Source organism: Bradyrhizobium sp. UFLA05-109, from assembly GCF_054185165.1.
Window position 1 is genome coordinate 87,316 of record NZ_JBBIAR010000005.1, and the last position, 26,023, is coordinate 113,338.

The following is a 26,023-nucleotide window of genomic DNA, read 5'->3' on the forward strand; positions in this document are numbered from 1 at the left end:
CGCTACCGTTTGCTGACTTTCTCCCAGAGCCACTTCGCCACCGCATCGGGCGATGAGTTCGCGTCATTGCCGCTGGCACGCAGATTGGCTTCGCGCATGTCGGCGATGTCGATCCGATCGATCAGCGGCTTCAGCGCGGCCTTGAGCCGCTCGTCGTTGGCGCGCTTGGGGGCGAGCAACAGAATGGCGTCGTAGGGCGGGATCGCGTTCTTGGGATCGTCGAGCGCCACGAGGTCGTATTTTGCGATCAGGCCGTCGCTGGTGTAGCCCGCAATGACGTCGACCTCGCCGCTCGCGACCGCTGCATACATGAAATCGGGCTGCATCTGCCGCTGGGCGCGGAAGACGAGGCCGTAGGCGTCGCGCAGGGCCGCCCATTCCGGGCGCGAGAAGAATTCGTAGTCGCCGGCAATCGACATGTCTTGCGCATGCGCGGCGAGGTCGGCGGCGGAGTGAATGCCGAGCGCCTCGGCGCGCTTGCGCGGCATCACCAGCGCATAGGCGTTCTCGAATCCGAGCTCGCCGAGCAGCGTGATGTTCTCTTTGGCCAGCGCGGTCTTCAGCTCCTCGATCAGCTCCTTGCGCGGCTTGATATCCGAGCGGTGCAACTGATTGGCCCAGAGCGTGCCGGAATAGTCGACATAGAGATCGATGTCGCCGGCCTTCAATGCCTCGAAGGCGACGTTCGAGCCGAGGCCCGAGCGCGTCGTTGCGGGCAGGCCCGCGGCCGCCAGGCGATCCCGAATCAGGGCCGACAGCACGTATTGCTCGGCGAATGTCTTGGCGCCGACGACGTAAGCCGGCGACGAGCGCCCGAGCGAGGGCACCAGCGTCGCGGCGACCAGCGCCGCAATCCCGACGCCGCCGAGCGTCGTGCGCAGGCGGCTGCGATTGCGCAAGCCGGTTTCGATCAGGCCGAGCAGTTGGTCGACCGCAAGCGCCAGCACGGCCGAGGCAAAACAGCCGAACAGCACGAACACCCAGTTCTGGGTTTGCAGGCCGGCGAAGATGTAATTGCCGAGGCTGGTCTGCCCGATCGGCGTCGACAATGTTGCCGTGCCGATCACCCACACGGCGGCGGTGCGGATGCCCGCCATCATCACCGGCAGCGCCAGCGGCAGTTCGACCATGGCAAGCGATTGTCGCGGCGTCATGCCGACGCCTTGGGCGGCTTCAAGCAAGGCGGGATCGATGCCGTTCAACCCGGTGATGCCGTTGCGCAGCACCGGCAGCATGGAATAGAGCGCCAGCGCCAGCATCGCCGGCAGGAAGCCGAAGGCCGAGAAGGATATGCCGAACCAGGCGAACGTCGCGGAGGCCGCGAGCAGCAGCAGCGGATAGAACAGCGCAAGCAGCGCCAGCCCCGGCACGGTCTGCACGATGCTCGCGAGCGCGAGCAATATGTTGCGCGCTACCGGGCGGTTGCGGCAGAGGATCGCGAGCGGCAGGCTCACGATAAGCCCGAGCGCGAGCGCGGCAAGACTCACCCGCACATGATTGCCGAGATAGTCCGGCAGATGCGCCAGCGCCTCGCCCCAGCGCGGATCGGAGAAGAGGCTCATGCCGCACCACCCTGCGGCAGCCGCTCGTTCAGCCGCGCGACCTGGCGCCGCGGCGTGCGCAACAGCTCCAGCACATACGCATCGTGGCTTCGGCCGAGCTCCGCGGGCGTGCCCTGTGCGAGCAGCTTCCCGGCACGCATCACCGCGATGCGGTCAGCAAGCAAGATCGCTTCCGTCATGTCATGGGTGATCATGACCGTCGTCAGGCCGAGCTTGTGATGCAGCGCACGATAGTCTTCGCCGAGCGCGTCGCGAGTCAGGGGATCGAGCGCGCCGAACGGCTCGTCCATCAGCACAATGCGCGGCCGTGCCGCGAGCGCCCGCGCCACCCCGACGCGCTGGCGCTGTCCGCCGGACAGGTCTTGCGGCAATCGATCGCGATGCTGGGTGCGGTCGAGCCGCACCAGGTCGAGCAGTTCATCCACGCGTGCGGCAATCTCTCGCGGCGGGATGCTCAGCAGCTTCGGCGTGATGCCGATATTGTCGGCGACGCTCAGATGCGGAAACAGCCCGCCGCTCTGGAAGACGTAGCCAATGCGCCGCCGCAGCGCGACCGGGTCGACGCGGCTGATATCCTCGCCCTCGACGTTGATCGTGCCACGGTCGGCCTCGATCAGCCGGTTGGTCAGTCGCAGCAGGGTGGTCTTGCCCGAGCCGGAGCCGCCGACGATGGCCAGAAACTCACCCTCGGCGACGTCGAGCGAAACGCCGTCGACGGCCACGACCGGGCCGAAGTATTTCGCGACATGCGCATAACCGATCACGGGCTTGGAGGGCATCGGTGCGGACCCAGCCTTGCACTCCCGCAAGGGGAGACTGATGGAGGCGACCCCGCATGCGTACCACGCTTGGCCGCTCGATTGAACTTGCCGGCGCAAGCGGGTAAGGCATCCGCCAAGAGCTGGGAGGAAATCGGCATATGACAACGCCCACGGCGGTGGCGCTCGAGGATACGAAAGTCGCATTCCGGCTGGGCGACGGGCGCGTCTATACCGCGGTCGAAGAGGCGCGGCTCACCGTCGGCCAGGGTGAGTTCGTCGCCATCGTCGGCCCGACCGGCTGCGGCAAATCCACGCTGCTCAACGTCGCCGCGGGGTTGCTGAAGCCCGCCGCCGGCAGCGTCAAGGTGTTCGACCGGCCGCTTGCCGGCCTGAACCGGGATGCCGGCTATTTGTTCCAGGCCGATGCGCTGTTCCCCTGGAAGACGGCCATCGACAACGTCGCAATCGGCCCCGAGATCAAGGGCACGCCACGCCCCGAAGCGCTAGCACGCGCGCAAAAATGGCTGACCTTGGTCGGGCTCGGCGCGTTCGCGGGCCGCTACCCGCACATGCTCTCAGGCGGCCAGCGAAAGCGCGTGGCGCTGGCTCAGGTGCTGATCCGCGATCCAAAAATCCTGCTGATGGACGAGCCGTTTGGCCCGCTCGATGCCCAGACCCGGCAGGTCATGGGCAATCTCCTGCTCGAGCTCTGGAGTGCCGACCGCAAGGCGGTGCTGTTCGTCACCCATGACCTCGAGGAGGCGATCGCACTCGCCGACCGCGTCGTGATCATGTCCGCGGGACCGTCCTCGCGCATCATCGGCGACTGGCGCGTAGAGCTTGCACGCCCGCGCGACATTTTCGAGGTGCGGCTGGACAAGGAGTTCCATGCGCTCCATCGCGAGATCTGGAGCGTGCTCAAGGACGAGGTGATGAAGGGCTACGCACAATCCACCCAGGCGGAGGCGGTCTGATGTCGCGCCTCACGCTGCTCTCGCTGCAAATGCTGGTCGCCGTGGTTGCGATCGTGCTGTGGCAGGTGCTCTCTACCGTTCCGGTGTTCGGAAAGATCCTGTTGCCGCCGTTCTTCTTCTCCAACCCGGCCGACGTGTTCAGCCAGATCGTCAAATGGTTCGCGAGCGGCGTGATCTGGAAGCATCTCTGGATCACGCTCTGGGAGTCGATTCTCGCCTTCGTGATCGGCTCGCTCGGCGGCGTGCTGGTCGGCTTCTGGTTCGCGCGGCAGCCGTTGGTCGCCGCCGTGTTCGATCCCTACGTCAAGATGGTCAACGCCCTGCCGCGCGTGGTGCTCGCGCCGATCTTCGCGCTGTGGCTTGGCCTCGGCATCTGGTCCAAGGTCGCGCTCGGCGTGACGCTGGTGTTCTTCATCGTGTTCTTCAACGTCTATCAGGGCGTCAAGGAGGTCAGTCGCACGGTGCTGGACAATGGCCGCATGCTCGGCATGAGCGAGCAGCAGTTGATGCGGCACGTCTATTGGCCCTCGGCGCTGTCGTGGATGTTCTCCTCGCTGCACACCTCCGTCGGCTTTGCCGTGGTCGGCGCCGTGGTCGGCGAATATCTCGGCTCTGCCGCCGGCCTCGGCTATTTGATTCAGCAGGCCGAAGGCGTGTTCGACGTCGCCGGCGTGTTTGCAGGGATGTTCGTGCTGTCGGCCTTCGTTCTCCTGATCGACATGGGCGTGACGATGGTCGAGCGCCGGCTTCTCGTGTGGCGCCCGTCCGCCGCGGACGGGCGAGGCTAGTGATGTGATGGTGCGATCGTTGCCGGACCCGCGCAGGGATGCGGGCCCGGACATGTGTGTGAGCCTCTCCAGCTCAGTCCAGAAGCTTGGTGTCGTCGGGCGCCTGCGGCGGTGTCTTGATCGCGATCGCCTTGACCTGTCCGCTGATCGGCTTGGTGCCACCATGCGGCGTCCCCTTCGGGATGATCACGAGGTCGCCCGGCTTTACCGTTACCTCCTTGTCGCCGAGCCAGATCGTCCCGGTCCCGTCCAGGATGTACTGGATCTCGTTGGTGTTGGGGTGCAGATGCTTGGGCACGTTGCCGACCTGGATCGAGACGGTGGCGCCGTCTGCGGCCATGAACATCTTGGAGCGGTAGCCGACCTCGTTCGCTGGCCCGAGCGCATCGCCTTGCATCTCGCCGGTGTGGATGAGTTGCGCGGTGATGTTCTCGGCAGCCCACGCCGGCTGGAACAGGTAGGTCACGCCGCACCCTGCGGCGAAGGCGGCGGCGAGTGAGGCGGCGATTGCGATGCGGTTCATGGATGATTCTCCCGATAAAGGGTTGTTGTTGTGTCGTCATGCTATTGCGCCGAAAGTCCGATGGCCAGTGCGCTGGCCAGCGCTTCTCAAGCCAGTTCCGCTGCTCTAATGTGCCGCCAGCCGAACGGAGGAAACCAATGAAGAACACGATTGCCAGGCTCGCGGGCGCGCTGCTCGCGCTTACACTCACTACCGGATTCGCCGCAGCGCAGAGCAAGGTCACCATCGCGGTCGGCGGCGGCTCCTGCCTGTGCTACCTGCCGACGGTGCTGGCAAAACAGCTCGGCGAGTACGAGAAGGCCGGCGTCAATGTCGACCTCGTCGACCTCAAGGGCGGCTCGGATGCGCTCAAGGCCGTGCTCGGTGGCAGCGCGGACGTCGTCTCCGGTTATTTCGACCATTGCGTCAACCTCGCCGCCAAGAAGCAGGAGTTGCAGTCTTTCGTGGTCTATGATCGCTATCCCGGCCTCGTGCTGGTGGTCGCGCCCTCGCATACCAACGAGATCAAGTCGGTAAAGGATCTCGCCGGCAAGAAAGTCGGCGTCAGTGCGCCCGGCTCCTCGACCGATTTCTTCCTGAAATACCTTCTGAAGAAGAACGGGCTAGATCCCGCCGGCACCGCCGTGATCGGCGTTGGCCTGGGTGCGACCGCGGTCGCGGCCATGGAGCAGGGCCAGATCGATGCGGCCGTGATGCTCGATCCCTCCGTCACCGTGCTCCAGGGCAGCCACAAGGACCTGCGCATCCTCAGCGACACCCGTACGCAGAAGGATACGCTCGAGACGTTTGGCGGCGAATATCCGGGCGGCGCGCTGTACTCGACGGCGGCCTGGGTCGCCAGCCACGAGAAGGAGACGCAGGCGCTGACCAATGCGATGCTGAACACGCTCGCCTGGATCCATTCGCACTCGCCGGAAGACATCATGGCGAAGATGCCCGAGGAGATGGTCGGCAAGAACAAGGAGCTCTATCTCGCCGCGCTGAAGAACACGATCCCGATGTTCTCCGAAACCGGCAAGATGGACCCGAAGGGCGCAGACGCCGTGCTTGCGGTCTTCAGTGTCGGCTCGCCCGAGGTTGCGAATGCCAAGATCGACGTCAGCAAGACCTTCACCAACAAATTCGTCGAGCAGGCCAAGAAGACCACGGGGATGAATTCCAAGTAAATGCCAAGCAATTGACGTGAAGCGCTGATATGCAGGTGTCATGACGTCTCCCGCCATTCATCGCGTCACGACGCTTGATCTCACCGTGGAAGCGCAGGCGTGGCCGTTCGCACAGGAACGGAGCGCCGACATCGCGGGCCATTTTGCCGAGAAGCAGCGCGAGCGACCGCAGATCTGGAACGGCCGCATCCTGCTCGGGCGCGATCCCGTGCTGGCGGGCGGCCATTTCTCTGCGCGCTATTTCGAGGCAGATTTCGCCAGTTTTCTCGCGTGGCGAGATTGGGGTTTTCCCGACAAGGCCGTGTTCAACGGCTTTGGCATGGGTGCGCTGCGCGCCAGCGATGGTGCCTTCGTGCTGGGCGTGATGGGCGAGCATACGGCAAATGCGGGGCGCATCTATTTCCCGTCGGGCACGCCGGACCTCGATGACATCAAGGATGGTACGCTCGACATCCCCGGTAGTGTGGTGCGTGAGGTCGAGGAGGAGACCGGGCTCACGGCTGCCGACTACCAGGCCGAAACGCATTGGCATTGCGTGGTGTCGGGACCCGCGATTGCCCTGATCCGGATCCTGGACCTGAAGCTTTCGGGTGAAGCGATCCGCGCCTGGATCGAGGCCAACCTCGCCGCGCAGGAGCATCCGGAGCTTGCCGGCATTCACCTGGTCCGCGGGCTCGGTGATCTGACGCCAGCCATGCCGCGCTTTGTCACGGCCTTCATCGAGCAGCAGTTCGCCGCGCGCTGACGCCTCAAGCCCGCGACGCTATTCGGCTTGACATCGCATCTCCCAGCCCATGTGATGGGCGAAAAGCAAAAGCAAGAAGACTGCAACGCACAATCGCCCAGGGAGGTTTTGATGCGCATGCGCATGGCTGCCCGCTTGGTACGTCACTTAGTACAAGGGCTGATGGTCGCGATCGCGGCGACGGGCTTGGCGGTGTCTGCCCAGGCCCAGGAGAAGAAGATCAAGATCGGCGTGATTTTCGACCTGACGGGCCCGCTCGCCGGCGGCGGCTCCGAGCTCGAGTATATCGGCACCAAGATCATCCTCGATCAGTTTTCCAAGACCGGCGTCGAAGGCTACAAGGTCGAGGCCGTTTACGCCGATGCCCAGAGCAAGCCCGACGTCGCCATCAACGAATCCGTTCGCCTGCTCGAGCAGGAGAAGGTCGACATGGTGCTCGGCTTCTTCTCCTCCGCGCAATGCGTTCCGGTCGCGGCCCGCGTCGAACAGTTGAAGAAGTTCATGTGGATGACGACCTGCATCTCGTCCGCCGTGTTCGCCGACAAGAACTACAAATACGTGTTTCGCCCGCAGGCGAGCGGTGACCAGTTCGGCATGATGACGATGGACTTCATCGCGCAGAATTCCAAGGAGAAGTTCGGCAAGGAGCCGAAGGACCTGCGCGTCGCCATTATCCACGAGGACGGCTCCTACGGCGTCGACGTCGCCAAGGGCAACGAGGCCGGCGCCAGGAAGGCCGGCTTCAACGTCGTGCTGAAGGAGGGCTACTCCGCGACTGCGCCCGACCTTTCGGCGCTGGTCACGAAGCTCAAGCGCGCCAAGCCCGACGTGATTTTCCACACCGGCTACAATCCAGACATCACGCTCCTGCTTCGCCAGGCGCGCGAGCAGGGTCTGAAGTTCGGCGCGCTGATGGGGCATGGTGCGGGCTACGGCGTCTATGAGAAGCTGAAGGAGGGTATGGGGGCTGACGCCAACTACATCTTCAACACCGATCCGATCTCGATTTGGCTCGCCAATCAGAAGACCATGGACCCGAAGCTCACGCCCGTGATCAAGATGGTCGGCGAGGAGTTCGACAAGCTCAAGCCGGGCGTCGCAATCCGCTCCGCCCATGTCGGGATCGGTGCGTCCAACACCTACGTCTTCATGGCGGATGTTCTGCCCCGTGCGATCAAGAAGTATGGCGGCGTCGATCCCGACGCTTTGCGCAAGGCGGCGCTCGATACCGACATCCCCGAAGGCGGCACCATGCTCGGCTTCGGCGTGAAGTTTTTTGGCGAGGGCACGCCGATGGCGGGCCAGAACGAGCGGTCGTTCCCAGTCGTGATCCAGTATCTCGATGACAAATCCTATGTGGTGTGGCCCAAGAGCCAGATGCAGCGCGAGGCCGTGCTGCCGCTGCCGAAGGGCACCACCTACAGCAACCAGTAGCGCGAGACGCGGCGGAGGGATGCGGTGCTGGAAGTTAGCGGGCTGGTGAAACGTTTTGGTGGCTTCACGGCCGTCAACAACGTCTCCTTCAGGGTCGATCAGGGCGAGATCCTCGGCCTGATCGGTCCCAACGGCTCGGGCAAGAGCACCATCTTCAACATGCTCTCGGGCACGCTGACCCCGACTGCCGGCTCGATCCTGTTCGCGGGAGTCGAGATCGCGGGGCTCGCGCCGCACCGGATCATCAATCGCGGCATCGGCCGCACCTTCCAGATCCCGCGACCGTTTCGCCGCCTGACGATCTTCGAGAACGTCGCGCTCGCCGGCTATTACGGGCAAGATCGCCATAGCCGGGCCAAGGCCGAGGAGGCCGCCGAGCGCGCGCTCGCCATGGTTGGTCTGCCGACCGATCGGCGCGCGAGCGTCGATGGTCTGGGGGCCGCAGGGCTCAAGAAGCTCGAGTTGGCAAAGGCGCTCGCCACGGGACCAAAGCTGCTGCTTGCCGATGAAAGCCTCGGTGGCCTTGATGAAGCCGAGATGGACCAGGCCGCGGACATGCTGCGAAAGATCCGCGACGATCTCGGCATCACCATCATTTGGGTCGAGCACATCATGGGCGTTTTGATGCGCGTGGTCGACCGGGTGATGGTGCTCGATCACGGCGAGAAGATTTCGGAGGGGCTGCCGAGCGCAGTCGCCAGCGACGTGCGGGTGATCGAGGTCTATCTCGGCACCGACGCCGAGACCACGCAAGCCGCGGCCGCCGAAGCGCGCCGCCGCGCCGGAGGGTAAGCCATGCTGGAGCTTCGATCCGTCGACGCCGGCTATGGCAGCTTTCAGGCACTCTTCGGCGTCAATCTCGACGTCAAGGCCGGCGAGGCAGTCGGCGTGATCGGCCCGAACGGTGCTGGCAAGACCACCTTGATGCGGGTGATCTCGGGCCTGATCCGCCCCGTGCGCGGATCGATCAAGATGGAAGGCGTCGATGTCCTGACGACGCCGGCGCACCGCATCGTCAGTCTCGGCATTGCGCATGTGCCGGAGAACCGGCGGCTGTTTCCGCAACTGTCGGTCGACGACAATCTCAAGATGGGCGCTTTCATGAAGGAGGCACGCCACAAATACGCCGAGCGGCTCGAGATCGTCTTCGAGCTGTTTCCGCGCCTGAAGGAACGCCGACACCAGATGGCCGGCACCATGTCGGGTGGCGAGCAGCAGATGTGTGCGATCGGGCGCGCGCTGATGTCGGATCCAAAACTCCTGCTGCTTGACGAGCCCTCCGCGGGCCTCGCCCCCGTGGTCGTGCAGCAGGTGTTCGAGCTCGTGAAACGCATTCGCGCGAGAGGTCTGACGGTTCTGATCGTCGAGCAGAACGTCCAGCAGGTGCTGCGCGTGGTCGACCGCGCGTATCTGATCGAGGCTGGATCGATCCGCGCGTCCGGCAGCTCGGCCGCCATGCTGGCGAGCGACACGGTCAAGGAAGCTTATCTCGGGGTTTGAAGGAGCGGGCAGGGCAGATGCAGGCATTTCTTGATATCTTCGACATCTATTTGCTCGAGGCGGTGATCAACGGCATCCTGCTCGGCGGCGTGCTGGCGCTGCTCGCGCTCGGACTGAACCTGATCTTCGGGGTCATCGACGTGACCTGGATCTGTTATGCCGAGCTCGTGATGATCGGCATGTACGCCATGTACTTCATGGTCCAGTACTACGGCCTCAGCTATTTCATCGCCGCGCCCTTCACCATCCTTCTGGTCGCGCTGCTCGGTGCGGCGCTGCATTATCTCGTCATCGCGCCACTTTTGACCGCGCCGCCGATCAACCAGTTGCTTGCAACCGGCGGCGTGCTGTTCGTGCTCCAGAGCTTCGCGACCGTCGCTTTCGGCATCGATTTCCGCAATCTCGGCATCCGCCTGCCCGTGCTCGCCCTCGGCGACATGAATTTCAGCTATGCCCGGCTGTTGTCCTTCATCGCGGCGCTGGTCGGCATGGTCGCCGTCTATCTGTTCATGACACGCACCTTCACGGGCACGGCGATCCGCGCCATCTCCCAGGACCGCCAGATCATGGCGCTGATGGGCGTCGATACGAAGAGGATCTACATCGTCACCTCGGCGCTCGGTGGCGCGCTCGCAGGCCTCGCCGCGTGCCTCCTGGTGCTGCAATACGACGTACATCCCTTCGTCGGCCTGTCGTTCGGGCCGATTACCTTCCTGATCTGCGTGCTCGGCGGACTCGGCAATTTCATCGGCGGCTTCATCGCCGCCTTCGTCTTCGCTGAGATCATCTCGCTTGGCGGACTGTTCTCCGACCTCGAATGGGGCTACGTGCTGGCGTTCGCCTTCTTCATCGTCATGATGTTCATCCGGCCCGCCGGCCTGCTCGCGAGGCGCCGATGACGAGACCGGCGCAGCTTGCCGCATGGGCGGTCGGTCTTGCGGCGCTCGTCATGCTGCCGTTCGTTTATCGCGATCCCTACCACCTGCACATACTGGTGCTGATCCTGATCTGGTCCTTTGCCTACACATCCTGGTCGATGATGGGGCGGTTCGGTCTGGTGTCGCTCGGCCACGGTGGCTTCATGGGGATCGGCGCCTATGTCACTGCGCTATTATGGAATCATCTGGGGCTATCGCCCTGGATCGGCATTCCCATCGGCATGGTCGCGGCCGGTGCGCTGGCGCTCATCGTCGGCTATCCCTGCTTCCGGTTCCGGATCACTGGACACTATTTCGTGCTGGTGACGCTCGCGCTCTCCGGAATCGTGCTCCAGGTCATTACAGCCACGCGCGACTGGACCGGCGGCTCGCTCGGCTATACGCCCAACCGTGCGGCAGGCAACAGGCTTTGGGCGCTCCAGTTCGATGACAAGACGACCTGGTATCTGGTCGCGCTTGCGGTCTGGGTCGCAGGTCTCGTGGTCTGGCACTGGATCGATCGCGGCATGGGCCGGTACGCGCTGGAGGCGATCTCGGAGGACGAGGACGCTGCTGCCGCCGTCGGCGTCAACGTCACCGCGGAGAAGCTGAAGATAACGCTGGTCAGCGCGCTGATGACCGCGCTTGCGGGCGCCATCTACTGCCAATACCAGATGTTCATCACGCCTGATACGGTGAGCGGCATCGCGGTGTCGCTCCAGATGGTGTTCGCAGCCATCGTCGGCGGCCTCTTCGTCTCGCTCGGGCCGACGGTCGGTGCCATCATCACAATCCTGCTCGCAGAATCCTTGCGCATCGGATTTGGAACCAAGGCCGTCGGCTGGGACAATCTCGTTTATGGCGTGCTGCTCGTCCTTTTCATCATATTCCTCCCGAAGGGCATTCTTGGTAGCCTGCTGGAACGATTGAAGCCGCAACGCAAACCGTCTTCGAGCTCATGAACAAGAAACCGTCCAAAACGCTCGCCGCAGGGCTCGCCGAATTCATCGCGCCATTCCGTTACGATGGTTCGGGCAAGTTTCATCTGAGGGGCCACAAGACGAACGAGAACGGCGGTCTCGATAAGGACGAGGCGCAAAAGATTCTCGAGGTCAACAAGAAACATCTCGCCGATTTCCAGGAGAAGCTCTACGCGCAGGACCGCTGGTCGGTCCTGATCATCATCCAGGGCATGGACGCGGCCGGCAAGGACAGTGCGATCAAGGCGCTGTTCGAAGGCATCAACCCGCAGGGCTGCGAGGTTCATGCGTTCAAGGCGCCGACCAGCCACGAGCTCGACCATGATTTTCTCTGGCGCCACGTCGTTGCGCTGCCACCGCGCGGCCTGATCGGAATATTCAATCGCTCCCATTACGAGGAATGCCTGGTGACGCGCGTTCATCCGGAGGTTCTTGCCAAGGAGAAGCTGCCGCCCGGGCTCGTCACCAAGAACATCTGGCGCGAGCGGTTCGAGGACATCTCCGGCTTCGAGCGCTACCTCGTGCGCAATGGCACTGTCGTGCTGAAATTCTTCCTCAACCTGTCCAGGGAGGAGCAGCGCCAGCGCTTCCTCGACCGGCTGGAGGATCGCTCCAAGCAGTGGAAGTTCTCGATGGACGACATCAAGGAGCGTGCGCTGTGGCCGCGCTATCAGGCGGTGTATCAGGATATCGTCCGGCACACCGCGACACCCCATGCACCCTGGTATGTCGTGCCCGCCGATCACAAATGGTTCGCGCGCGTTGTCATCGGCTCCGTCATCGTCGCAGCGCTCGAGCGACTTGATCTGCAGTTTCCTCGGGCCGACAGGGCTTCGCTGCGGGAGTTCAAGGCTGTGCAGCACGCCTTGGAGGGTGAAGCGAAGGTAGGGAGGAAGCGGGCAAGGTGAGGGGCAACGGCAGCAAGAACGTCAAAAACGTCAACTTCGCGCTGCAGGGCGGCGGAGCGCACGGCGCGTTTGTGTGGGGCGTGCTCGACCTCGTACTGGAGGATGGAAGGCTCGCAATCGAGGCGATCAGCGCGACCAGCGCCGGCGCAATGAATGCGGTAGCGATGGCTTCGGGCATGGCGCTCGGCGGTGCCGATGCCGCGCGCGAGAATCTGCACCGGTTCTGGTACGAGGTTTCGCGCATGGACATGGTGTACGACCTGTTCTCGCCGCTCAACCAGTGGATCCAGGCTCTCAAGCTGCCGCCGGAGTATCATCCGGTGCACTCCTTCATCCATACCCTGACCCACACGGTGCCGCCGAACGTTCTCAACCCCTTCAATTTCAATCCGTTGCGCGCGCTGTTGCAGCGGGTCGTCGATTTCGACCGGCTGAATTCCTCGGCGGATGCGCCCCAGCTCTTCCTCACGGCCACCAATATCCGCACCGGCAAGATCAAGGTGTTCCAGCCGCCGCACTTGAGTGCGGACGCCGTGCTCGCCTCGGCCTGCCTGCCGCCCTATTTCCAGGCCGTCGAGATCGATGGCGAGCATTATTGGGACGGCGGCTATCTGGGTAATCCTGCGATCTTTCCCCTGATCTATCGCAAGGGCAGCCACGACGTCATCATCGTGCAGGTCACCGCGATCCGGCGCGACGAGCTGCCGGCGAGCGCCGCCGACGTGCTCCACCGCATCAACGAGATCAGCTTCAATTCGTCATTGATGCGCGAGATGCGCGCGATCGCCTTTGCGACGAAGCTGATCGACAATGGGGAGCTCGACAAGGACACGCATAGCCGCATGTACATGCACTGGATCGGCAACGATCAGTTGATGTCGCAGCTCGGGACTGCGACGCAATTCCACCCGGAATGGAGCCTGCTGTGCCGCTTGCGCGACGAGGGCCGCGACGCGGCGCGGGGCTGGCTCGACAGGCACTTCGGTCAGATCGGCAATGCTTCGACCGTCGATCTGACCGAGATGTTTCTCTGAGCCTTCCCCAACGCAGGGAATCGCCGAGAGGTTGGCCCGGTCAATACCCGCGACCCCACCAGTAGCAGAAGCGCTCGACGTTGGCGGCAAGGCCGTTCTCGTAGTTTGCCCACTTCTCGTATTTCGGCAGCTTGACCTCCTTCATCGCGGTGTCGAAGCATTTGCCGGCATCAGCAGCCTTCTTCACCTCGGCGGAGAGATCTTCCATGTAGGCGATGTCGTCCTGCACGTCCTTCTTGGTGCCGAGGCGTCCGCCGGCATTGGGATGCCCGGGGATCATCCGCTCCCAGTCGAGCGAAGCGAGCTTCTTGAGCGAAGCGATATATTCCAGCGGCGAGGCGTTGTCGGGGATGTTGCGGAACTGGATTGATTCGATCGGCGCGAAGTCGACGACGAAGACCAGCTTCTCCTTCGGCAGCCGCATCACCAGCGAATTATCCGAATGATTGCGGCCGACATAGATCAGCTCCAGCGTGGTGCCGCCGAGCGTGATGGTCTTCTTGTCGTCGACGACCTGATCAGGCATCACGACATCAGCTAGCAGCGCGTTCTGCTTCTTCAAGTCGAGCCAGCGCTCCTTCAGCCGCCGGTGCGCGATGAAGGTGGCGCCGAGGTCCTTGAACGCCTGGCCGCCCGCGGCGTGGTCGTAGTGATGATGGCTGTAGATGACGTATTTGATTGGCTTGTCGGTGACGGCCTTGATGGCGTCGATATAGGGCTTTGCAGGACGCTCATACGAGATCGGATCGGTGGCGATCACGCCCTGCGGGGTCACAACGAACATCGACTGGTGACCGCCGTAGCGGAAGATGTAGACGTTCTCGGTGCCCTCGACCTTCCTGGTCGAGACCTGCGGGGAATTTTGCGCGGATGCAGAGCCAATTCCGGTGAAGATCGCGGCTATGACGGCGAGGCGATGGACGATTTTCATCTGTGATTTTTCCGGCTGAAAATATCGGCGCAGGAGGAAGATGCTCTCATCGATACAAACGCCGGTGGAACCGGTTTATTCCGATCATGGAACGTGCGCGCCATCACTTCACATTTGCCCACTGCGTCATCGTTCCCGCTTGACAGTTCTATGTCACGGGAGGAGCATGCGTATGGTCGCCGAGCGCGACGCGTAACGTCCATGTCATGAGCAAGGGGAGGTCTATGACACCACCTCCGCAAATCCAGCCGCGTTAAGTGCGATGGAGCTCGTTCGGACTATCGCATAGCGGCGAAATCCGCGAACGGCACGCCGGGTCAAGGTGAAGTGGGCCGCATCAGTGAGGCATGGCCCCTTACCGGCCCGGCGCTGTATTTTTTGCGCATGCCCCAGCTTCTGTCGGCGATGAGGGCGCGGCCTTTCCCGGGCGAAACGCTGGACGTTTTACGTGCCGGGCAAATCACAGTGGTCTACGTTGCTTTGGAGACGGGGGCGCGGTCGCGCGCGCGTCGACGGCGTGTGTCATGCGTCGCAGCAATGCCAAGAGAATGTCGCCGCGACGGCAAACTTCCGACACAGCACCAGAGCGAATAGCGATTATCCGACATGACTCGTACACAAAGGCGGTGCCGGTTCTGACACCGCCTTAGCCATTTCTGGGGACTCATCGTGTCGCAAAGACTGTCTTCGGCGCTTCTCGCTGCCTGCGTCTTCCTCGCGATCTCAACTCTTTCCGGTGCTCGCGCCGAACCGACGCCGCCTGCGACCGGCAATGCTGCGACCCTCTCCCCTGAGCAGGCCCGGCGCGCGCTGGACACATTGCAGGACGATCAGAAGCGTGCCCGGATGATCGATACGCTGCGCGCAATCGCCAGTGTATCGGATCAGCCGCAGGCCACGGCACCCGCGCCCGAGCAGAAGCCGTCCGCTTCGCTGTCAGCCGACGGTCTCGGCGCGCAGCTCCTGCTGACGGTCTCGGAAGAGATCGGCGAGATCTCGCGTCAGGTTGCCGACGTGGCGCGGACACTCACGCATTTTCCGTCGTTCTACTATTGGATCGTGCGGACCGCGAATGACCCCGCCGCCTACAATCTGCTGATCGAGATCGCGTGGAAGCTGGCGTTGGTATTCGGTTGCGCCTTCTGCGCCGAGTGGCTGATTTTCCGCCTGATCAGGCGTCCGGTCGCATTCCTGGAGGCGCGCGTGCCGCAGGCTCCGCACGTGCCCACGCAGGCGCTCCCCATCATCGAACCGCCATTGTCCGTGGCCGCCGAGCCTGAGCTGCATCGCCGCCGCGCCAGTCTGGCCCAGGCATGGCAGCTCCTGCTCCGTCTGCCCTTCGTGCTCGGCCGCCTTGTGCTCGAGTTGCTTCCGGTGTTCGTCTTTGTCGGCATCGCCACGACATTGCTGGGTACCGAGATCGGCGAGCCGGCAACCGTCCGCCTCGTCATCCTCGCCGTCGTCAATGCCTATGCCTTCTCGCGAGGACTGATCTGTCTGGTCCGGGCGCTGGCGAGCCCCTTCGGCCTCTTCCCGGTTCGCGCCGAGACCGCAGCCTATATCGAGATCTGGGCGCGGCGCATCGTCGGCGTCGGCGTCTCCGGCATTGCCTTTGCCAATGTGGCGCTGCTGCTCGGGCTGCATCGGGCCGGCTATGCCGCCCTGCTGCGCATGGTCATGCTGATCGTGCATCTCTTCATCGTGGTCATCATCCTGCAATGCCGCCGCCCGGTCGCCGAGGCCATTCGCGCGCCGGCCGGCCGGCAGGGCCTTGCGGCAAGGGTACGTAATCGCGTTGCCAGCTTCTGGCATTACCTTGCGATCGCGCTCGATCTCGCGCTATGGGCCGTCTGGGCGCTCAACATTCAAAACGGCTATTCGCTGCTGCTCCAATATTTTGTCGGCACCATCGTGGTTGCGTTGATCACGCGCGTCGCCATCATGGTGACGCTGAGCCTGATCGACCGCGGCTTCCGCATCAATCCGGAGATCCTCCAGCGCTTTCCCGGCCTCGAGATCCGCGCCAACCGCTATCTGCCGTTGCTGCGCAAGATCGTCTCGAGCGTCATCGCCTTTATCGGCCTCGTAGCCGTGCTGGAGGTCTGGGGCGTGGATGCCATCGTCTGGTTCTATGGCGGTCAGATCGGCAGCAGGCTCTTGTCTGCGGTCGCGACCATCGGCGTTGCCGCCGCAATCGCGGCCGCGATATGGGAGGCCAGCAACGCGCTGATGGACCGACAGATCAACGCCTTGTCGCGCGAGGGCCATTATGCGCGCGCGGCGCGTCTGCGCACGTTTCAACCGATGCTGCGGACGGCATTGCTATGCTTGATTGCCACCGTCGTCGGTCTCACTGCGCTGAGCGAACTCGGCGTCAATGTCGCGCCGCTCCTGGCGGGGGCAGGCATCGTCGGCATCGCCATCGGCTTCGGCTCGCAAAAGCTGGTGCAGGATCTCATTACCGGCCTGTTTCTCCTGCTCGAGAATACGGTCCAGGTCGGCGACACCGTCAGCGTCTCCGGGCTGACTGGCGTGGTCGAAAACGTCTCGATCCGCACCCTTCGCCTGCGCGCCGGCGACGGATCCCTGCACATCGTGCCATTCAGCGCGGTGACCACCATTACCAATTCAAGCCGTGGCGCGGGCAATGCATCCGTCAGCGTCAATGTCGCCTACAAGGAGGATACCGATCGCGCCGGACAGATCCTCAAGGACATTGTCGATGAAATGCGTCGGGAGCCCGAATTCCGCGCCGCGATCCGCGGCGATCTCGAGCTCTGGGGCATTGACAAGGTGGACGGTTCGATGGTGTCGATCGTCGGCCAGATCCGTTGCACCGACAGTGGCCGTTGGCCAGTTCAGCGCGAGTTCAATCGCCGCATGAAGTTACGCTTCCAGGAAAACGGAATCGAGATCGCGTCTTCTGCACAGACCATCCTGATGCAGCTTGCCGGGCCGGCCGACGTGGCGTCGAACTTGACCTTACGGCGGGCGACCGGCTGATCTTCGTCCTTGCCTCCTGAACGGCGACGTCGTTCACTCCTCCCCACAAACATGTCGCCGGTCAACGGCGGGCGGAAGCGGGAGACCGGGAACGATGGGTGCATTGTCGGCGGAATTGCGCGGCTGCGTCACTGCGATTTGCACACTGATCGGACTTGTTGCGTTCGCCGCACCAGGGACGACGCAGCCATTCCCGTCACGGCCCATTATGCTGGTGGTGCCGTTTGCGGCGGGTGGGCCGACCGACACGCTGGCGCGGATTCTCGCCGAGCGGATGGCGGCCGATCTTCATGCAACCATCGTGGTGGAGAATGTGGTCGGTGCGTCCGGCAGCATCGCAGGCGCGCGCGTGGCGCGGGCAACCCCTGACGGCACCACGATCACTATCGGTCATTGGGGTACGCACGTGCTGAACGGCGCGGTCTACAAGCTCAGTTACGACGTGCTTGCCGATTTCGAACCGATCGCTCTGGTTGCCAGCGGGCCCCAGCTCATCGTTGGCAGGAAGACTCTGGCAGCCAGTAATCTCAAGGAGCTGATCGCCTGGCTGAAGGACAATCCGAACAAGGCGTCGGCCGGGACGGCCGGCGCCGGCTCCGGCGCGCACGTCGCCGGCGTGTTCTTCAAGACCAGAACCGGTACCGAATTCCAGTTCGTACCCTATCGGGGCGCGGGGCCGGCCATGATCGACCTCGTGGCCGGCCAGATCGACCTGATGTTCGATCAGGCGTCGAATTCGCTGCCGCAGATCAAGAACGGCACGATCAAGGCGTTTGCAGTGACTTCGCCGACGCGACTTGCCTCTGCGCCTGATATTCCGACGGTCGACGAAGCAGGACTCCCCGGCCTCTACATTTCCTACTGGCACGGTTTCTGGGCGCCGAAGGACACGTCCAGGGAGGTCGTCGAGCGGCTCAACGCCGCAATCGTCGCCGCGCTCGCCGATCCCACGGTCCGTCAGCGCTTTGCAGAGCTCGGTCAGGAGATCCCGCCACGCGAGCAGCAGGCTCCGGCTGCACTCGCAGCGTTCCAGAGAGCCGAGATCGACAAGTGGTGGCGCATCGTGAAGATCGCCGACATCAAGGCGGAATAGGCGCAGCATTAACCTTTGCGGCCGGCGCTGCGCGGCAGCCGACTGCATCATTCTTCGCCACTCGCGCGTCGCTGCGGTGCGAGATCACAATTGGGTCTTGACCTGCAACGTCCTTGATCTCAATCAAGGGGTGGCCGACAATGTTCGTTCTCTCACAAGAAACTCTCGGGGGAATTCGTGAATAGACCTGATCGGGTCGGCACCCACTCAACGCCTTCCAACTCGCCGCGTGGCATGACTCTGCTTCGCGATCCCTTGCTCAACAAGGGCACCGCCTTCACCGAGCAGGAGCGGGCCGCGTTCGGCTTGCGCGGCCTGTTGCCGGCGTGCGTGCTGACGATGCAGGACCAGGCGGAGCGTGTCCTGATCAATCTGCGCAATCTGCCGAGCGACCTCGAGAAGTATGTTGCGTTGAACTCGTTGCACGATCGCAACGAGGCGCTGTTCTTTCGCGTCGTCTGCGACAACATCGATGAGATCCAGCCGCTGATCTACACCCCGACGGTCGGCCTCGCCTGCCAGAAATTCGGCCTGATCTTTCAGCGTCCGCGCGGCATGTTCATCTCCTCGCGCGACCGCGGACAGATTGCCGAGATTTTGCAGAACTGGCCCTATCCGGCGAAGCTGATCGTTGTGACCGATGGTGAACGGATTCTCGGTCTCGGTGATCTCGGTGCAAATGGCATGGGCATTCCGGTCGGCAAGCTCTCGCTCTATTCGGCCTGTGCCGGTGTGCATCCGGAGCAGTGCCTGCCGATCGTGCTCGACGTCGGCACCAATAATGAGGAGCTGCTGCACGATCCCTATTATCTCGGTTTGCGCGAACGGCGCCTGACGGGCGAAGCCTATGATAGTTTCGTCGACGAGTTCATGCAGGCCGCGCGCAAGACGTTTCCGGGTGTGCTGATCCAGTTCGAGGATTTTGCCAACCACTCCGCGTTCAAGCTTCTGCACAGATACCGGGACGAAGCCTGCGTCTTCAACGACGACATCCAGGGCACGGCGGCGGTCGCGCTTGCCGGCTTGTTCTCGGCACTGCGCGTCAGCGGCGGCAAGCTCAGGGATCAACGCATCCTGTTTCTGGGTGCTGGCGAGGCGGCGACTGGCATCGCCGATCTCGTGGTCTCCGCGATGATGGCGGAGGGCGCCTCCGAAGCCGAAGCACTCAGCCGTAACTGGCTGGTGGATTCCCGCGGCCTCGTCGTCAAGGGACGGGCCGGCCTGTCCGGTCACAAGCTGCGCTACGCCCATGACCATGGGCAGATCGCCGACTTCCCCGCTGCGATCGAAACGCTGAAGCCGACCGCGATCATCGGCGTCGCGGCAGTCGGTGGCGCATTCACGCCGGACGTCCTCAAGGCGATGGCGAAGCTCAACGCGCATCCGATCGTGTTCGCGCTCTCCAATCCGACCTCGAAGGCGGAGTGCTCGGCCGAGGACGCCTATCGCTACACCGAGGGCCGCGCGCTGTTCGCCTGCGGCAGTCCCTATGACCCGGTGACGCTCAACGGCAGGACCTTCGTCCCGCGCCAGGGCAACAACTCCTACATCTTCCCGGGCGTTGGCCTCGGCGTGATCGCCAGCGCTTCACGCCTCGTGACCGACGAGATGTTCATGGCCGCCGCGCATTCGCTCGCCGATTGTGTCGGCAAGGACGATCTCGACCAGGGCAGCCTCTATCCGGCGCTGCCCCGCATCCGCGAAGTCTCCGCCCGGATCGCCGCCGCGGTCGCGCAAGTGGCCTATCAGCGCGGCCTTGCGGAAGGGCCCGCGCCCAACGACGTGATGACCCTCGTCCGGTCGCAGATGTACGAGCCGCATTACTGAGGGGTTTCGCCCCGCGGGGATCGGTCAGCACCACGGCTCCATCTGAGGTGGAAACGCCGTTGCGCTGCGCGTCAGTATATGCGACGATCTGTAACGTTACACGAAATCTTCAGCCGCAAGGTCAGACACCATGGACGATCGTTTGCCCGAACTGGGCGACCTCGAGCGCGAGGTCATGCAATTGGTTTGGGCTCACGGACCGGTGACGGCCGAAGTCGTGCGTGAACGGTTGCCGCGACGTCTCAAGGAATCGACCGTCCGCACCGTCCTGCGCCGGCTGGAAGAAAAAGGTTACGCGCGGCACACCGTGGACGGACGAACCTACGTCTACCAGGCAGTCGAGCCCCGCGCGCGCGTCGCGGCCAAGGCGGTCCAGCGCATCGTCGACTGGTTCTGCAACGGCTCGATCGAGGAGGTGCTGGTCGGCATGGTCGACAATGCGATGCTCGATCAGCAACAGTTGCGCACGCTGGCTGACCAGGTGGCCAAAGCGAAAAAGGTGAGGGGAGTGAAGAAAGAATGATCGCAACTCTGGCAGAGGCGGCGCTGCGCTCCTTTGTACTGGGAGGCGTCGTCTGGTTTGGTCTTTATCTCTTTCGCGTGCGCAATCCGCACGTGCATATGACGGCGTGGGTCGTCGTGCTGCTGGCCTCGCTCGCGATGCCGTTCGTGATGCACTGGCCGACGCTCACCGTCACCCGCCTGGCGTTGCCGGTGGCAGCGCCGGACGATGTCTGGCCGGCCGAAGCGCCGATGGCCGAGTCCTTGCCGTCCGCCGCGCACGGCGCAGCCCTGGCGCCGCTGGCGAAGAGCGCGGCGCCGATCAACTGGTGGGCCATCGCCACGATGACCTATGCCGGCGTCGCCGGCTTGCTTTTGCTGCGGCTCCTCGTCGGCCTCTGGTTGACCTTTCGTCTGGCGCGGGCCGCAAAGCCGATGGGCGGCCCCCGGGTGGTCAACGCCGAGGTGCGCATCAGCTGCGACGTCGGCGGTCCCGTCACCTTCGGGTCGACCATTCTCGTGCCGCCGCAGTTTCTTGATTGGGATGCGCGCAAGCGGCTCGCGGTGCTCGCCCATGAGGGCGCGCATGTCGCCAACCGCGACTTCTACGTCCTGCTGCTCGCCTCGCTCAATCGCGCCGTGTTCTGGTTCAGCCCGTTCTCGTGGTGGCAGCTCGCGCATCTGGCGGAGCTTGCCGAGATCATCAGCGATGTCCAGGCGATCGAGGCGATCGAGGACAGGCTGTCCTACGCGGAGATCCTGCTCGACGTCGCGACCTCGGTGAAGCCGCGTCCGATGGAGCTCGCGATGGCGCGGGCATCGACGGTGCGCGCCCGCGTCGAGCGCATCATTGCGGCGGCGGCGATGCCCGCCGCAGTCGGCTGGCGCAAGCGAATCTGGATCGCGGCCATGATCGTGCCCGCCGTGATCGTCTCGACCGGCATGATCGCCTATCGCACGCCGGAAGCGAGCTCGACCGTGGAGGATGCCGGCGAGATGGGCAGCGGCCAGCACTACCGCGCGTTCGTCAATTTCTACGCGCTTGGCCCGACGTCGGTGTTCGCCATCTTCCGGGACGGCGATGAATTGTTCGGGCAGTGGACCGGGCAGCGCAAGCTGCGACTGACGGTGCAGGATGGCATGGCGTCCTATGTTGCCTCGTTCGGCAACATTACGTTCCCGGTCGATGCGGAGCGCCGGTCTTCGGAGTTGACGATGCGGGTGAACGGTCGCGACGTCCGCGCCACACGCCTCGCAGAGATGCCGGCTCCTGCCGCCGATGCAGCCTCGCTCGATCAGTATGCCGGCTGGTACAAGGTCGCACCCAACCGTGTGCTCACCGTCAGGCGCGACGGCAATCGGCTGCTGGCGCACGAGACCGGCCGTCCTGCCTTTGCCTTGATGGCCGAAGGGGCCGACGCGTTCTCGATCAAGGGGGACGATCTCGTGGTCTTCCTGCGCGACGATCAGGCCCGGGTGGCGCGCGTCCTCCTGCACAGCGCGGCATCAGGCCCGCGCTTGGTGGGGCGCATCGATGCGGCCGTCGCGGGCAGCATCGAGGCCGACTTCGTGCGGCGGATCGCTGAAGTTCCGGAGCGGTTCAGGGATCAGGTCCCGGCGCCGGGCAGCAAGGAGATGATCCTCCGCGGGATCGACGACATGCGTCGCGGCACGCCGAACTACGACGCCATGAGTGCGCCGCTGGCCGCCAAGATCCATCGTCAGGTCGGTGAATTGCACGCGACGTTTCTGGCTCTGGGGCCGGTGGAATCGATCTTCTTCCGCGGTGTCGGCCCCGGCGGCTACGACATCTATGGCGCGAAATTCGAGAATGGCACCGCCGAGTTCCGCCTGCTGATCGACCCGGACGGCAAGGCCGGTGACGTGATCTTCCGGCCCGACGGCAACGACGAACTCGGCGGCATCGTCGCCTGTTCGGAACAAGCCGCGGTTCGCGGCCAGGCCGGCACCTCGCCGATCAGGATCATGTTCTACAACGACACCGGCGACGACATTCAGCTCTTCAACCTGGATGCGGACGGCAATCGGCGCGTGCAGACAACCATCGGCAACAGCATGACGTCGTCCTTCCTCACCACGGTCAACAGTCCCTGGGTGATCGCCGACCGGTCGGGACAATGCCGCGAGATCCTGCTGCCGGGACGGCAGACGCGCTTCTACAACGTCGACGCGCCGCATCCCGGTGCGCGGCTCGGGCGTGTGGCGCGTCGGAACATGCCGATCGCCAACGGCGAGGAGATGCTGCGGCAGTACATCGAGAGCGTCGGTAAGGGCAGTCCGGACTATGACCACATGACCACGGAGGTCGCCGAGCAGACTCGTCAGCAGCTTCCGTTCGACCAGGCCATCCTGACCCGGCTCGGCGCATTGCGCGCGATGTCGTTCCGCGGCGTCACCGCGCTCGACAGCGACATCTACATCGCGCAGTTCGCCAACGGCTCGGCGGAATGGCGGATCGGAGTCAAGAACGGCACCATCACGAAAATTGCGCTGGGGCCGAATTTCTAGCAACGCACGGATGCCACCTGGGTGGCAGCAAAGAGCGCGAACGAGAGCATCAAATGAGACGGCGCCAGTTTGTTTCGCTTCTCGGTGGAGCTGCACTGGTGCCGCTCACCACGTTGCCGGTGTATCCGGAGCCACCCGACGACTCCGGTGTTCCGGCCGCGCGAGGCGACGGCTGGCCCATAGCCTCCGCTAATGAGGATAAGCTCGTCGACCGCGCTGCACTGGGCAGGATGACCGAAAGGCTCACGGCAAGCGCTGCGAACATCCATTCGGTGGTGGTCGCACACGGTGGCAGGCTGGTGTTCGAGCGGTACTTCAAGGGTACCGACGAAATCAACGGCCGCCGGGTGGAAAACCTCGCCTTCGATGCCGATACACTGCACAACGTGAAATCGGTTTCAAAGAGTATCGCATCACTCGCCGTCGGGATCGCAATCGATCGCGGGATCATCGGCGGCCTCAATGAGCCCATCTTCAGTTTCTTTCCCGAGTTGGCCGATTTGCGTACCCCCGAAAAGGAAGGCATCCGGCTATCGCACCTGCTCACAATGTCCTTGGGTCTGAAGTGGGTGGAAGCGATCCCAAGCAACGAGAACGACAACGACGAGGTGCGCATGCATACGGCGCCGGATCCTTGTCGCTACGTCCTCGGTCTTCCGGCGACGGCTCTGCCAGGACAACAATTCTTCTACAACACCGGCGCGCTTACGCTCCTGTCGGCCATCATGCGCAAGGCCACCGGACGCCCCCTCGACGAGTTTGCGCGTGAGGCTTTGTTCGAGCCGATGGGCATCACCCACGTCGAGTGGACTCGGGTCAAGGGCGATAGCGATGCTGGAGGGGGATTGCGTTTGCGGCCGCGCGATATGGCAAAAATCGGCCAGCTCGTTCTCGCGGGCGGCCGGTGGAACGGTCGCCAGATCGTTTCGAAGGCATGGATCGACGCCTCGATGACACCGCAGCTGAAAGCTACGGGCCCCTACTTCTACGGCTATCTCTGGTGGCTAGGTCGCTCAGAGATCAATGGGCGTGACGTCCACTGGGTTGGCGCGCTCGGTCGAGGCGGGCAGTCGATCCGCATCGTCCCGGAGCTCGATCTCGTCGTCGTGGTGACTGCGGGATACTACCAGGACTACAGCCCGCAAGCGTTTCAATTGCAGCTTGGCGTTTTCAAGGATGTCGTGCAGGCGATTTCGCCTTCCGGCTGATTGATTTGCGGCGCGAGGTTGATGAGCACACGTCGCGGACCGCTCAATCGGAGCTTGCAGCCGTTATGCGCAAGTGCTACGATCTGTAACATTACAGAGCGTCATGGTCGCTGAGCCTTGGCGCATCGGTTGACTGACATATCGGGCATCCGCCATGAGCAATTCTGCAAAGGCTGAAGCCGCGCTGGCGCTCCATCGTTTCGGCATGGGACCGCGACCGGGGTCGATTGCCGCGATCGAGGCCGACCCACGCGCAGCACTGATCGCCGAGCTCGACCGGCCGCTGCTGCTGGCAGCCGCCGCGAGCCTACCCTCCAGCGCCAAGGCCTACCGCACGGTCGCAGACGCCAACGCCAGGCGTGCGGCGCGGGCCAAGCAGGAAGCCAAGAAGCAGCAGATGGCCGCGGCTCCAGTCATGGCGGAGGGCCAGGACGCGAGCCAGGGGAACAACCAAACGCAGAGGCCAGGACAGACTCGAGGGCAGGGTCAGGGCGCGGAAGCTACCGAGATGGCAGCCAAGAAGGCCGCCGACGCCGTTCCCGATCCGGGACGGCCGATCTATCTCGAGGAAGCAAAGGTGCGCACGGAGGCGGCGCTGGCTGCGGAAATCGGCTTTGCCGAGCGGCTGGTGTGGTTCTGGTCCAACCACTTCTGCATCTCCGCAAACAAGATCCAGAGCATGTCGGGTGCCTATGAGCGCGAGGCCATCCGCCCGCACGTGCTGGGCCACTTCAACGATCTCCTGCATGCTGCCGAAGGCCATCCGGCCATGCTGTTCTATCTCGACAATCTCGGCTCGATGGGCGCGAACTCGATCGCCGGCATCAACCGCAGCCGTGGCCTGAACGAGAATTTTGCGCGCGAGATCATGGAGCTGCACACGCTCGGTGTGCGCAGCGGCTACACGCAGGATGATGTCATCAGCTTCGCCAACGTTCTGACAGGCTGGACTCTGATTCCGCCCGGCAACGATCCCGAGCGGGGCGGAGAGTTCACCTTCAACCCGCGGCTCCATGAGCCTGGCGGGCAGACGGTGCTCGGCAAGCTCTACGACCAGGACGGGGTGGAGCAGGGACGCGCCGTGCTGCGCGACCTCGCGGCCCATCCTGCGACGGCGACACACGTCGCGACCAAGCTCGCGCGCCACTTCGTTGCCGAGACACCGCCACCATCGCTCGTCGAGCAAATGGCGAAGACATTTCGCGAGACCGACGGCGACCTCAAGGAGATCGCGAAGACGATGGTGTCTTCGCCCGAGGCCTGGAGCGAGCCGCCGTCCAAGCTCAAGCGTCCTGGGGAATGGGTCGTCGGTATGGTGCGCGCGACCGGCATCACGCAGGCCGATCCGACGCGCTTCACGGGAGGACAGGAACTGCTCGGCGAGGCACTGTGGCGGCCACCGGCGCCGATGGGCTATCCGGATGACGAGGCGAGCTGGATCGACGGCGTGGGCCGGCGGCTCGACGTCGCCAACTATTTTGCCGAGCGGATGGCCGGCCAGGCCGACCCGCAGGAGATCATCGAGACCGTCTACGCATCGCAGGTGTCGTCCGAGGTGAAACAGGCGGTCAATCGCGCCGAAAGCCGGCAGCAGGCGCTCGCGCTCCTGTTCATGTCGGCAGACTTCCAGAGGAGGTGA

At 63.7% G+C, this 26,023-nt stretch carries 21 protein-coding genes and 1 pseudogene; 18 read left to right on the plus strand and 4 right to left on the minus strand.

Translation table 11 applies throughout. The features are described from left to right. Nucleotides 1–2 precede the first annotated feature (2 nt). Both Q3C01_RS04830 and Q3C01_RS04835 read right to left on the minus strand, forming a co-directional pair. On the minus strand, nt 3–1,562 hold the full coding sequence (locus tag Q3C01_RS04830) for an ABC transporter permease/substrate-binding protein (RefSeq protein ID WP_458144187.1): 1,560 nt from the start codon (nt 1,560–1,562) through the stop codon (nt 3–5). After that, a complete protein-coding gene (locus Q3C01_RS04835; RefSeq protein WP_458144188.1) occupies nt 1,559–2,341 on the minus strand; it encodes an ATP-binding cassette domain-containing protein in 783 nt (260 codons plus the stop codon). Before Q3C01_RS04835 ends, Q3C01_RS04830 begins: the two co-directional genes overlap by 4 nt. A 140-nt stretch (nt 2,342–2,481) precedes the next feature. Between Q3C01_RS04835 and Q3C01_RS04840 the strand changes: the two genes are divergently transcribed. Together Q3C01_RS04840 and Q3C01_RS04845 are read left to right on the plus strand one after the other, a co-directional pair. Continuing rightward, nucleotides 2,482–3,297, plus strand: coding sequence for an ABC transporter ATP-binding protein (locus tag Q3C01_RS04840; protein WP_458144189.1), 816 nt, complete (start codon nt 2,482–2,484; stop codon nt 3,295–3,297). Then, nucleotides 3,297–4,085, plus strand: a complete 789-nt coding sequence (locus Q3C01_RS04845) for an ABC transporter permease (protein ID WP_458144190.1) — start codon at nt 3,297–3,299, stop codon at nt 4,083–4,085. The genes Q3C01_RS04840 and Q3C01_RS04845 overlap by 1 nt, the downstream gene beginning before the upstream one ends. Nucleotides 4,086–4,158: 73 nt before the next feature. On the opposite strand, the gene Q3C01_RS04850 is transcribed toward Q3C01_RS04845, so the two are convergent. Further along, the gene (locus Q3C01_RS04850; protein ID WP_458144191.1) at nt 4,159–4,608 is read right to left on the minus strand and encodes a cupin domain-containing protein; all 450 of its coding nucleotides are present in this window, start codon (nt 4,606–4,608) and stop codon (nt 4,159–4,161) included. Between the two features lie 137 nt (nt 4,609–4,745). Between Q3C01_RS04850 and Q3C01_RS04855 the strand changes: the two genes are divergently transcribed. The 9 genes and pseudogenes from Q3C01_RS04855 to Q3C01_RS04895 all read left to right on the plus strand — a co-directional run bounded on the left by Q3C01_RS04855 (nt 4,746) and on the right by Q3C01_RS04895 (nt 13,292). Beyond that, nucleotides 4,746–5,774 (plus strand): ABC transporter substrate-binding protein, encoded by a 1,029-nt coding sequence (locus Q3C01_RS04855; protein ID WP_458144192.1) that lies wholly within the window; start codon nt 4,746–4,748, stop codon nt 5,772–5,774. A gap of 40 nt (nt 5,775–5,814) precedes the next feature. Further along, nucleotides 5,815–6,519, plus strand: a complete 705-nt coding sequence (locus Q3C01_RS04860) for an NUDIX hydrolase (RefSeq protein WP_458144193.1) — start codon at nt 5,815–5,817, stop codon at nt 6,517–6,519. Nucleotides 6,520–6,630: 111 nt separating this feature from the next. Further along, nucleotides 6,631–7,953: an ABC transporter substrate-binding protein gene (locus Q3C01_RS04865; RefSeq protein WP_458144194.1), complete on the plus strand. Its 1,323-nt coding sequence runs from the start codon at nt 6,631–6,633 to the stop codon at nt 7,951–7,953. A 24-nt stretch (nt 7,954–7,977) separates the two neighbouring features. Beyond that, on the plus strand, nt 7,978–8,745 hold the full coding sequence (locus tag Q3C01_RS04870; protein WP_458144195.1) for an ABC transporter ATP-binding protein: 768 nt from the start codon (nt 7,978–7,980) through the stop codon (nt 8,743–8,745). 3 nt (nt 8,746–8,748) lie between these two features. Next, nucleotides 8,749–9,453, plus strand: coding sequence for an ABC transporter ATP-binding protein (locus tag Q3C01_RS04875; RefSeq protein WP_458144196.1), 705 nt, complete (start codon nt 8,749–8,751; stop codon nt 9,451–9,453). A 17-nt stretch (nt 9,454–9,470) separates the two neighbouring features. Then, nucleotides 9,471–10,352 (plus strand): branched-chain amino acid ABC transporter permease, encoded by an 882-nt coding sequence (locus Q3C01_RS04880; protein ID WP_458144197.1) that lies wholly within the window; start codon nt 9,471–9,473, stop codon nt 10,350–10,352. Then, nucleotides 10,349–11,357, plus strand: a pseudogene (locus tag Q3C01_RS04885) (branched-chain amino acid ABC transporter permease); the annotation flags it as partial. The gene Q3C01_RS04880 and the pseudogene Q3C01_RS04885, both read left to right, overlap by 4 nt. Then, the gene (locus tag Q3C01_RS04890) at nt 11,329–12,258 is read left to right on the plus strand and encodes a polyphosphate kinase 2 family protein (protein WP_458144198.1); all 930 of its coding nucleotides are present in this window, start codon (nt 11,329–11,331) and stop codon (nt 12,256–12,258) included. The pseudogene Q3C01_RS04885 and the gene Q3C01_RS04890, both read left to right, overlap by 29 nt. Then, nucleotides 12,255–13,292 (plus strand): patatin-like phospholipase family protein, encoded by a 1,038-nt coding sequence (locus tag Q3C01_RS04895; protein ID WP_458144199.1) that lies wholly within the window; start codon nt 12,255–12,257, stop codon nt 13,290–13,292. The genes Q3C01_RS04890 and Q3C01_RS04895 overlap by 4 nt, the downstream gene beginning before the upstream one ends. Before the next feature lie 40 nt (nt 13,293–13,332). On the opposite strand, the gene Q3C01_RS04900 is transcribed toward Q3C01_RS04895, so the two are convergent. Next, the gene (locus Q3C01_RS04900) at nt 13,333–14,223 is read right to left on the minus strand and encodes an MBL fold metallo-hydrolase (RefSeq protein WP_458144200.1); all 891 of its coding nucleotides are present in this window, start codon (nt 14,221–14,223) and stop codon (nt 13,333–13,335) included. Nucleotides 14,224–14,892: 669 nt separating this feature from the next. On the opposite strand from Q3C01_RS04900, the gene Q3C01_RS04905 reads away from it, so the two are divergent. The 7 genes from Q3C01_RS04905 to Q3C01_RS04935 all read left to right on the plus strand — a co-directional run bounded on the left by Q3C01_RS04905 (nt 14,893) and on the right by Q3C01_RS04935 (nt 26,023). After that, a complete protein-coding gene (locus Q3C01_RS04905) occupies nt 14,893–17,226 on the plus strand; it encodes a mechanosensitive ion channel domain-containing protein (RefSeq protein ID WP_458144201.1) in 2,334 nt (777 codons plus the stop codon). Nucleotides 17,227–17,320: 94 nt separating this feature from the next. After that, entirely contained in the window at nt 17,321–18,319 is a 999-nt protein-coding gene (locus Q3C01_RS04910) for a tripartite tricarboxylate transporter substrate-binding protein (protein WP_458144202.1), read from the plus strand. Between the two features lie 177 nt (nt 18,320–18,496). Next, nucleotides 18,497–20,146, plus strand: a complete 1,650-nt coding sequence (locus Q3C01_RS04915) for an NAD-dependent malic enzyme (protein ID WP_458144203.1) — start codon at nt 18,497–18,499, stop codon at nt 20,144–20,146. A 130-nt stretch (nt 20,147–20,276) separates the two neighbouring features. Continuing rightward, nucleotides 20,277–20,669 (plus strand): BlaI/MecI/CopY family transcriptional regulator, encoded by a 393-nt coding sequence (locus tag Q3C01_RS04920; RefSeq protein WP_027524466.1) that lies wholly within the window; start codon nt 20,277–20,279, stop codon nt 20,667–20,669. Then, nucleotides 20,666–23,176, plus strand: coding sequence for a M56 family metallopeptidase (locus Q3C01_RS04925; RefSeq protein WP_458144204.1), 2,511 nt, complete (start codon nt 20,666–20,668; stop codon nt 23,174–23,176). The genes Q3C01_RS04920 and Q3C01_RS04925 overlap by 4 nt, the downstream gene beginning before the upstream one ends. Nucleotides 23,177–23,229: 53 nt before the next feature. Continuing rightward, nucleotides 23,230–24,384, plus strand: a complete 1,155-nt coding sequence (locus tag Q3C01_RS04930; RefSeq protein WP_458144205.1) for a serine hydrolase domain-containing protein — start codon at nt 23,230–23,232, stop codon at nt 24,382–24,384. A 154-nt stretch (nt 24,385–24,538) separates the two neighbouring features. After that, the gene (locus tag Q3C01_RS04935) at nt 24,539–26,023 is read left to right on the plus strand and encodes a DUF1800 domain-containing protein (RefSeq protein WP_458144206.1); all 1,485 of its coding nucleotides are present in this window, start codon (nt 24,539–24,541) and stop codon (nt 26,021–26,023) included.

Bases quoted from the DNA above. Each gene is read 5' to 3' on its own strand.
- Q3C01_RS04920 (WP_027524466.1), top strand. From the start codon at position 20,277: ATGGACGATCGTTTGCCCGAACTGGGCGACCTCGAGCGCGAGGTCATG.
- Q3C01_RS04855 (WP_458144192.1), top strand. From the start codon at position 4,746: ATGAAGAACACGATTGCCAGGCTCGCGGGCGCGCTGCTCGCGCTTACA.
- Q3C01_RS04865 (WP_458144194.1), top strand. From the start codon at position 6,631: ATGCGCATGCGCATGGCTGCCCGCTTGGTACGTCACTTAGTACAAGGG.
- Q3C01_RS04835 (WP_458144188.1), bottom strand. From the start codon at position 2,341: ATGCCCTCCAAGCCCGTGATCGGTTATGCGCATGTCGCGAAATACTTC.
- Q3C01_RS04925 (WP_458144204.1), top strand. From the start codon at position 20,666: ATGATCGCAACTCTGGCAGAGGCGGCGCTGCGCTCCTTTGTACTGGGA.
- Q3C01_RS04850 (WP_458144191.1), bottom strand. From the start codon at position 4,608: ATGAACCGCATCGCAATCGCCGCCTCACTCGCCGCCGCCTTCGCCGCA.
- Q3C01_RS04910 (WP_458144202.1), top strand. From the start codon at position 17,321: ATGGGTGCATTGTCGGCGGAATTGCGCGGCTGCGTCACTGCGATTTGC.
- Q3C01_RS04860 (WP_458144193.1), top strand. From the start codon at position 5,815: ATGACGTCTCCCGCCATTCATCGCGTCACGACGCTTGATCTCACCGTG.
- Q3C01_RS04935 (WP_458144206.1), top strand. From the start codon at position 24,539: ATGAGCAATTCTGCAAAGGCTGAAGCCGCGCTGGCGCTCCATCGTTTC.
- Q3C01_RS04875 (WP_458144196.1), top strand. From the start codon at position 8,749: ATGCTGGAGCTTCGATCCGTCGACGCCGGCTATGGCAGCTTTCAGGCA.
- Q3C01_RS04840 (WP_458144189.1), top strand. From the start codon at position 2,482: ATGACAACGCCCACGGCGGTGGCGCTCGAGGATACGAAAGTCGCATTC.
- Q3C01_RS04880 (WP_458144197.1), top strand. From the start codon at position 9,471: ATGCAGGCATTTCTTGATATCTTCGACATCTATTTGCTCGAGGCGGTG.
- Q3C01_RS04845 (WP_458144190.1), top strand. From the start codon at position 3,297: ATGTCGCGCCTCACGCTGCTCTCGCTGCAAATGCTGGTCGCCGTGGTT.
- Q3C01_RS04890 (WP_458144198.1), top strand. From the start codon at position 11,329: ATGAACAAGAAACCGTCCAAAACGCTCGCCGCAGGGCTCGCCGAATTC.
- Q3C01_RS04900 (WP_458144200.1), bottom strand. From the start codon at position 14,223: ATGAAAATCGTCCATCGCCTCGCCGTCATAGCCGCGATCTTCACCGGA.
- Q3C01_RS04830 (WP_458144187.1), bottom strand. From the start codon at position 1,562: ATGAGCCTCTTCTCCGATCCGCGCTGGGGCGAGGCGCTGGCGCATCTG.
- Q3C01_RS04930 (WP_458144205.1), top strand. From the start codon at position 23,230: ATGAGACGGCGCCAGTTTGTTTCGCTTCTCGGTGGAGCTGCACTGGTG.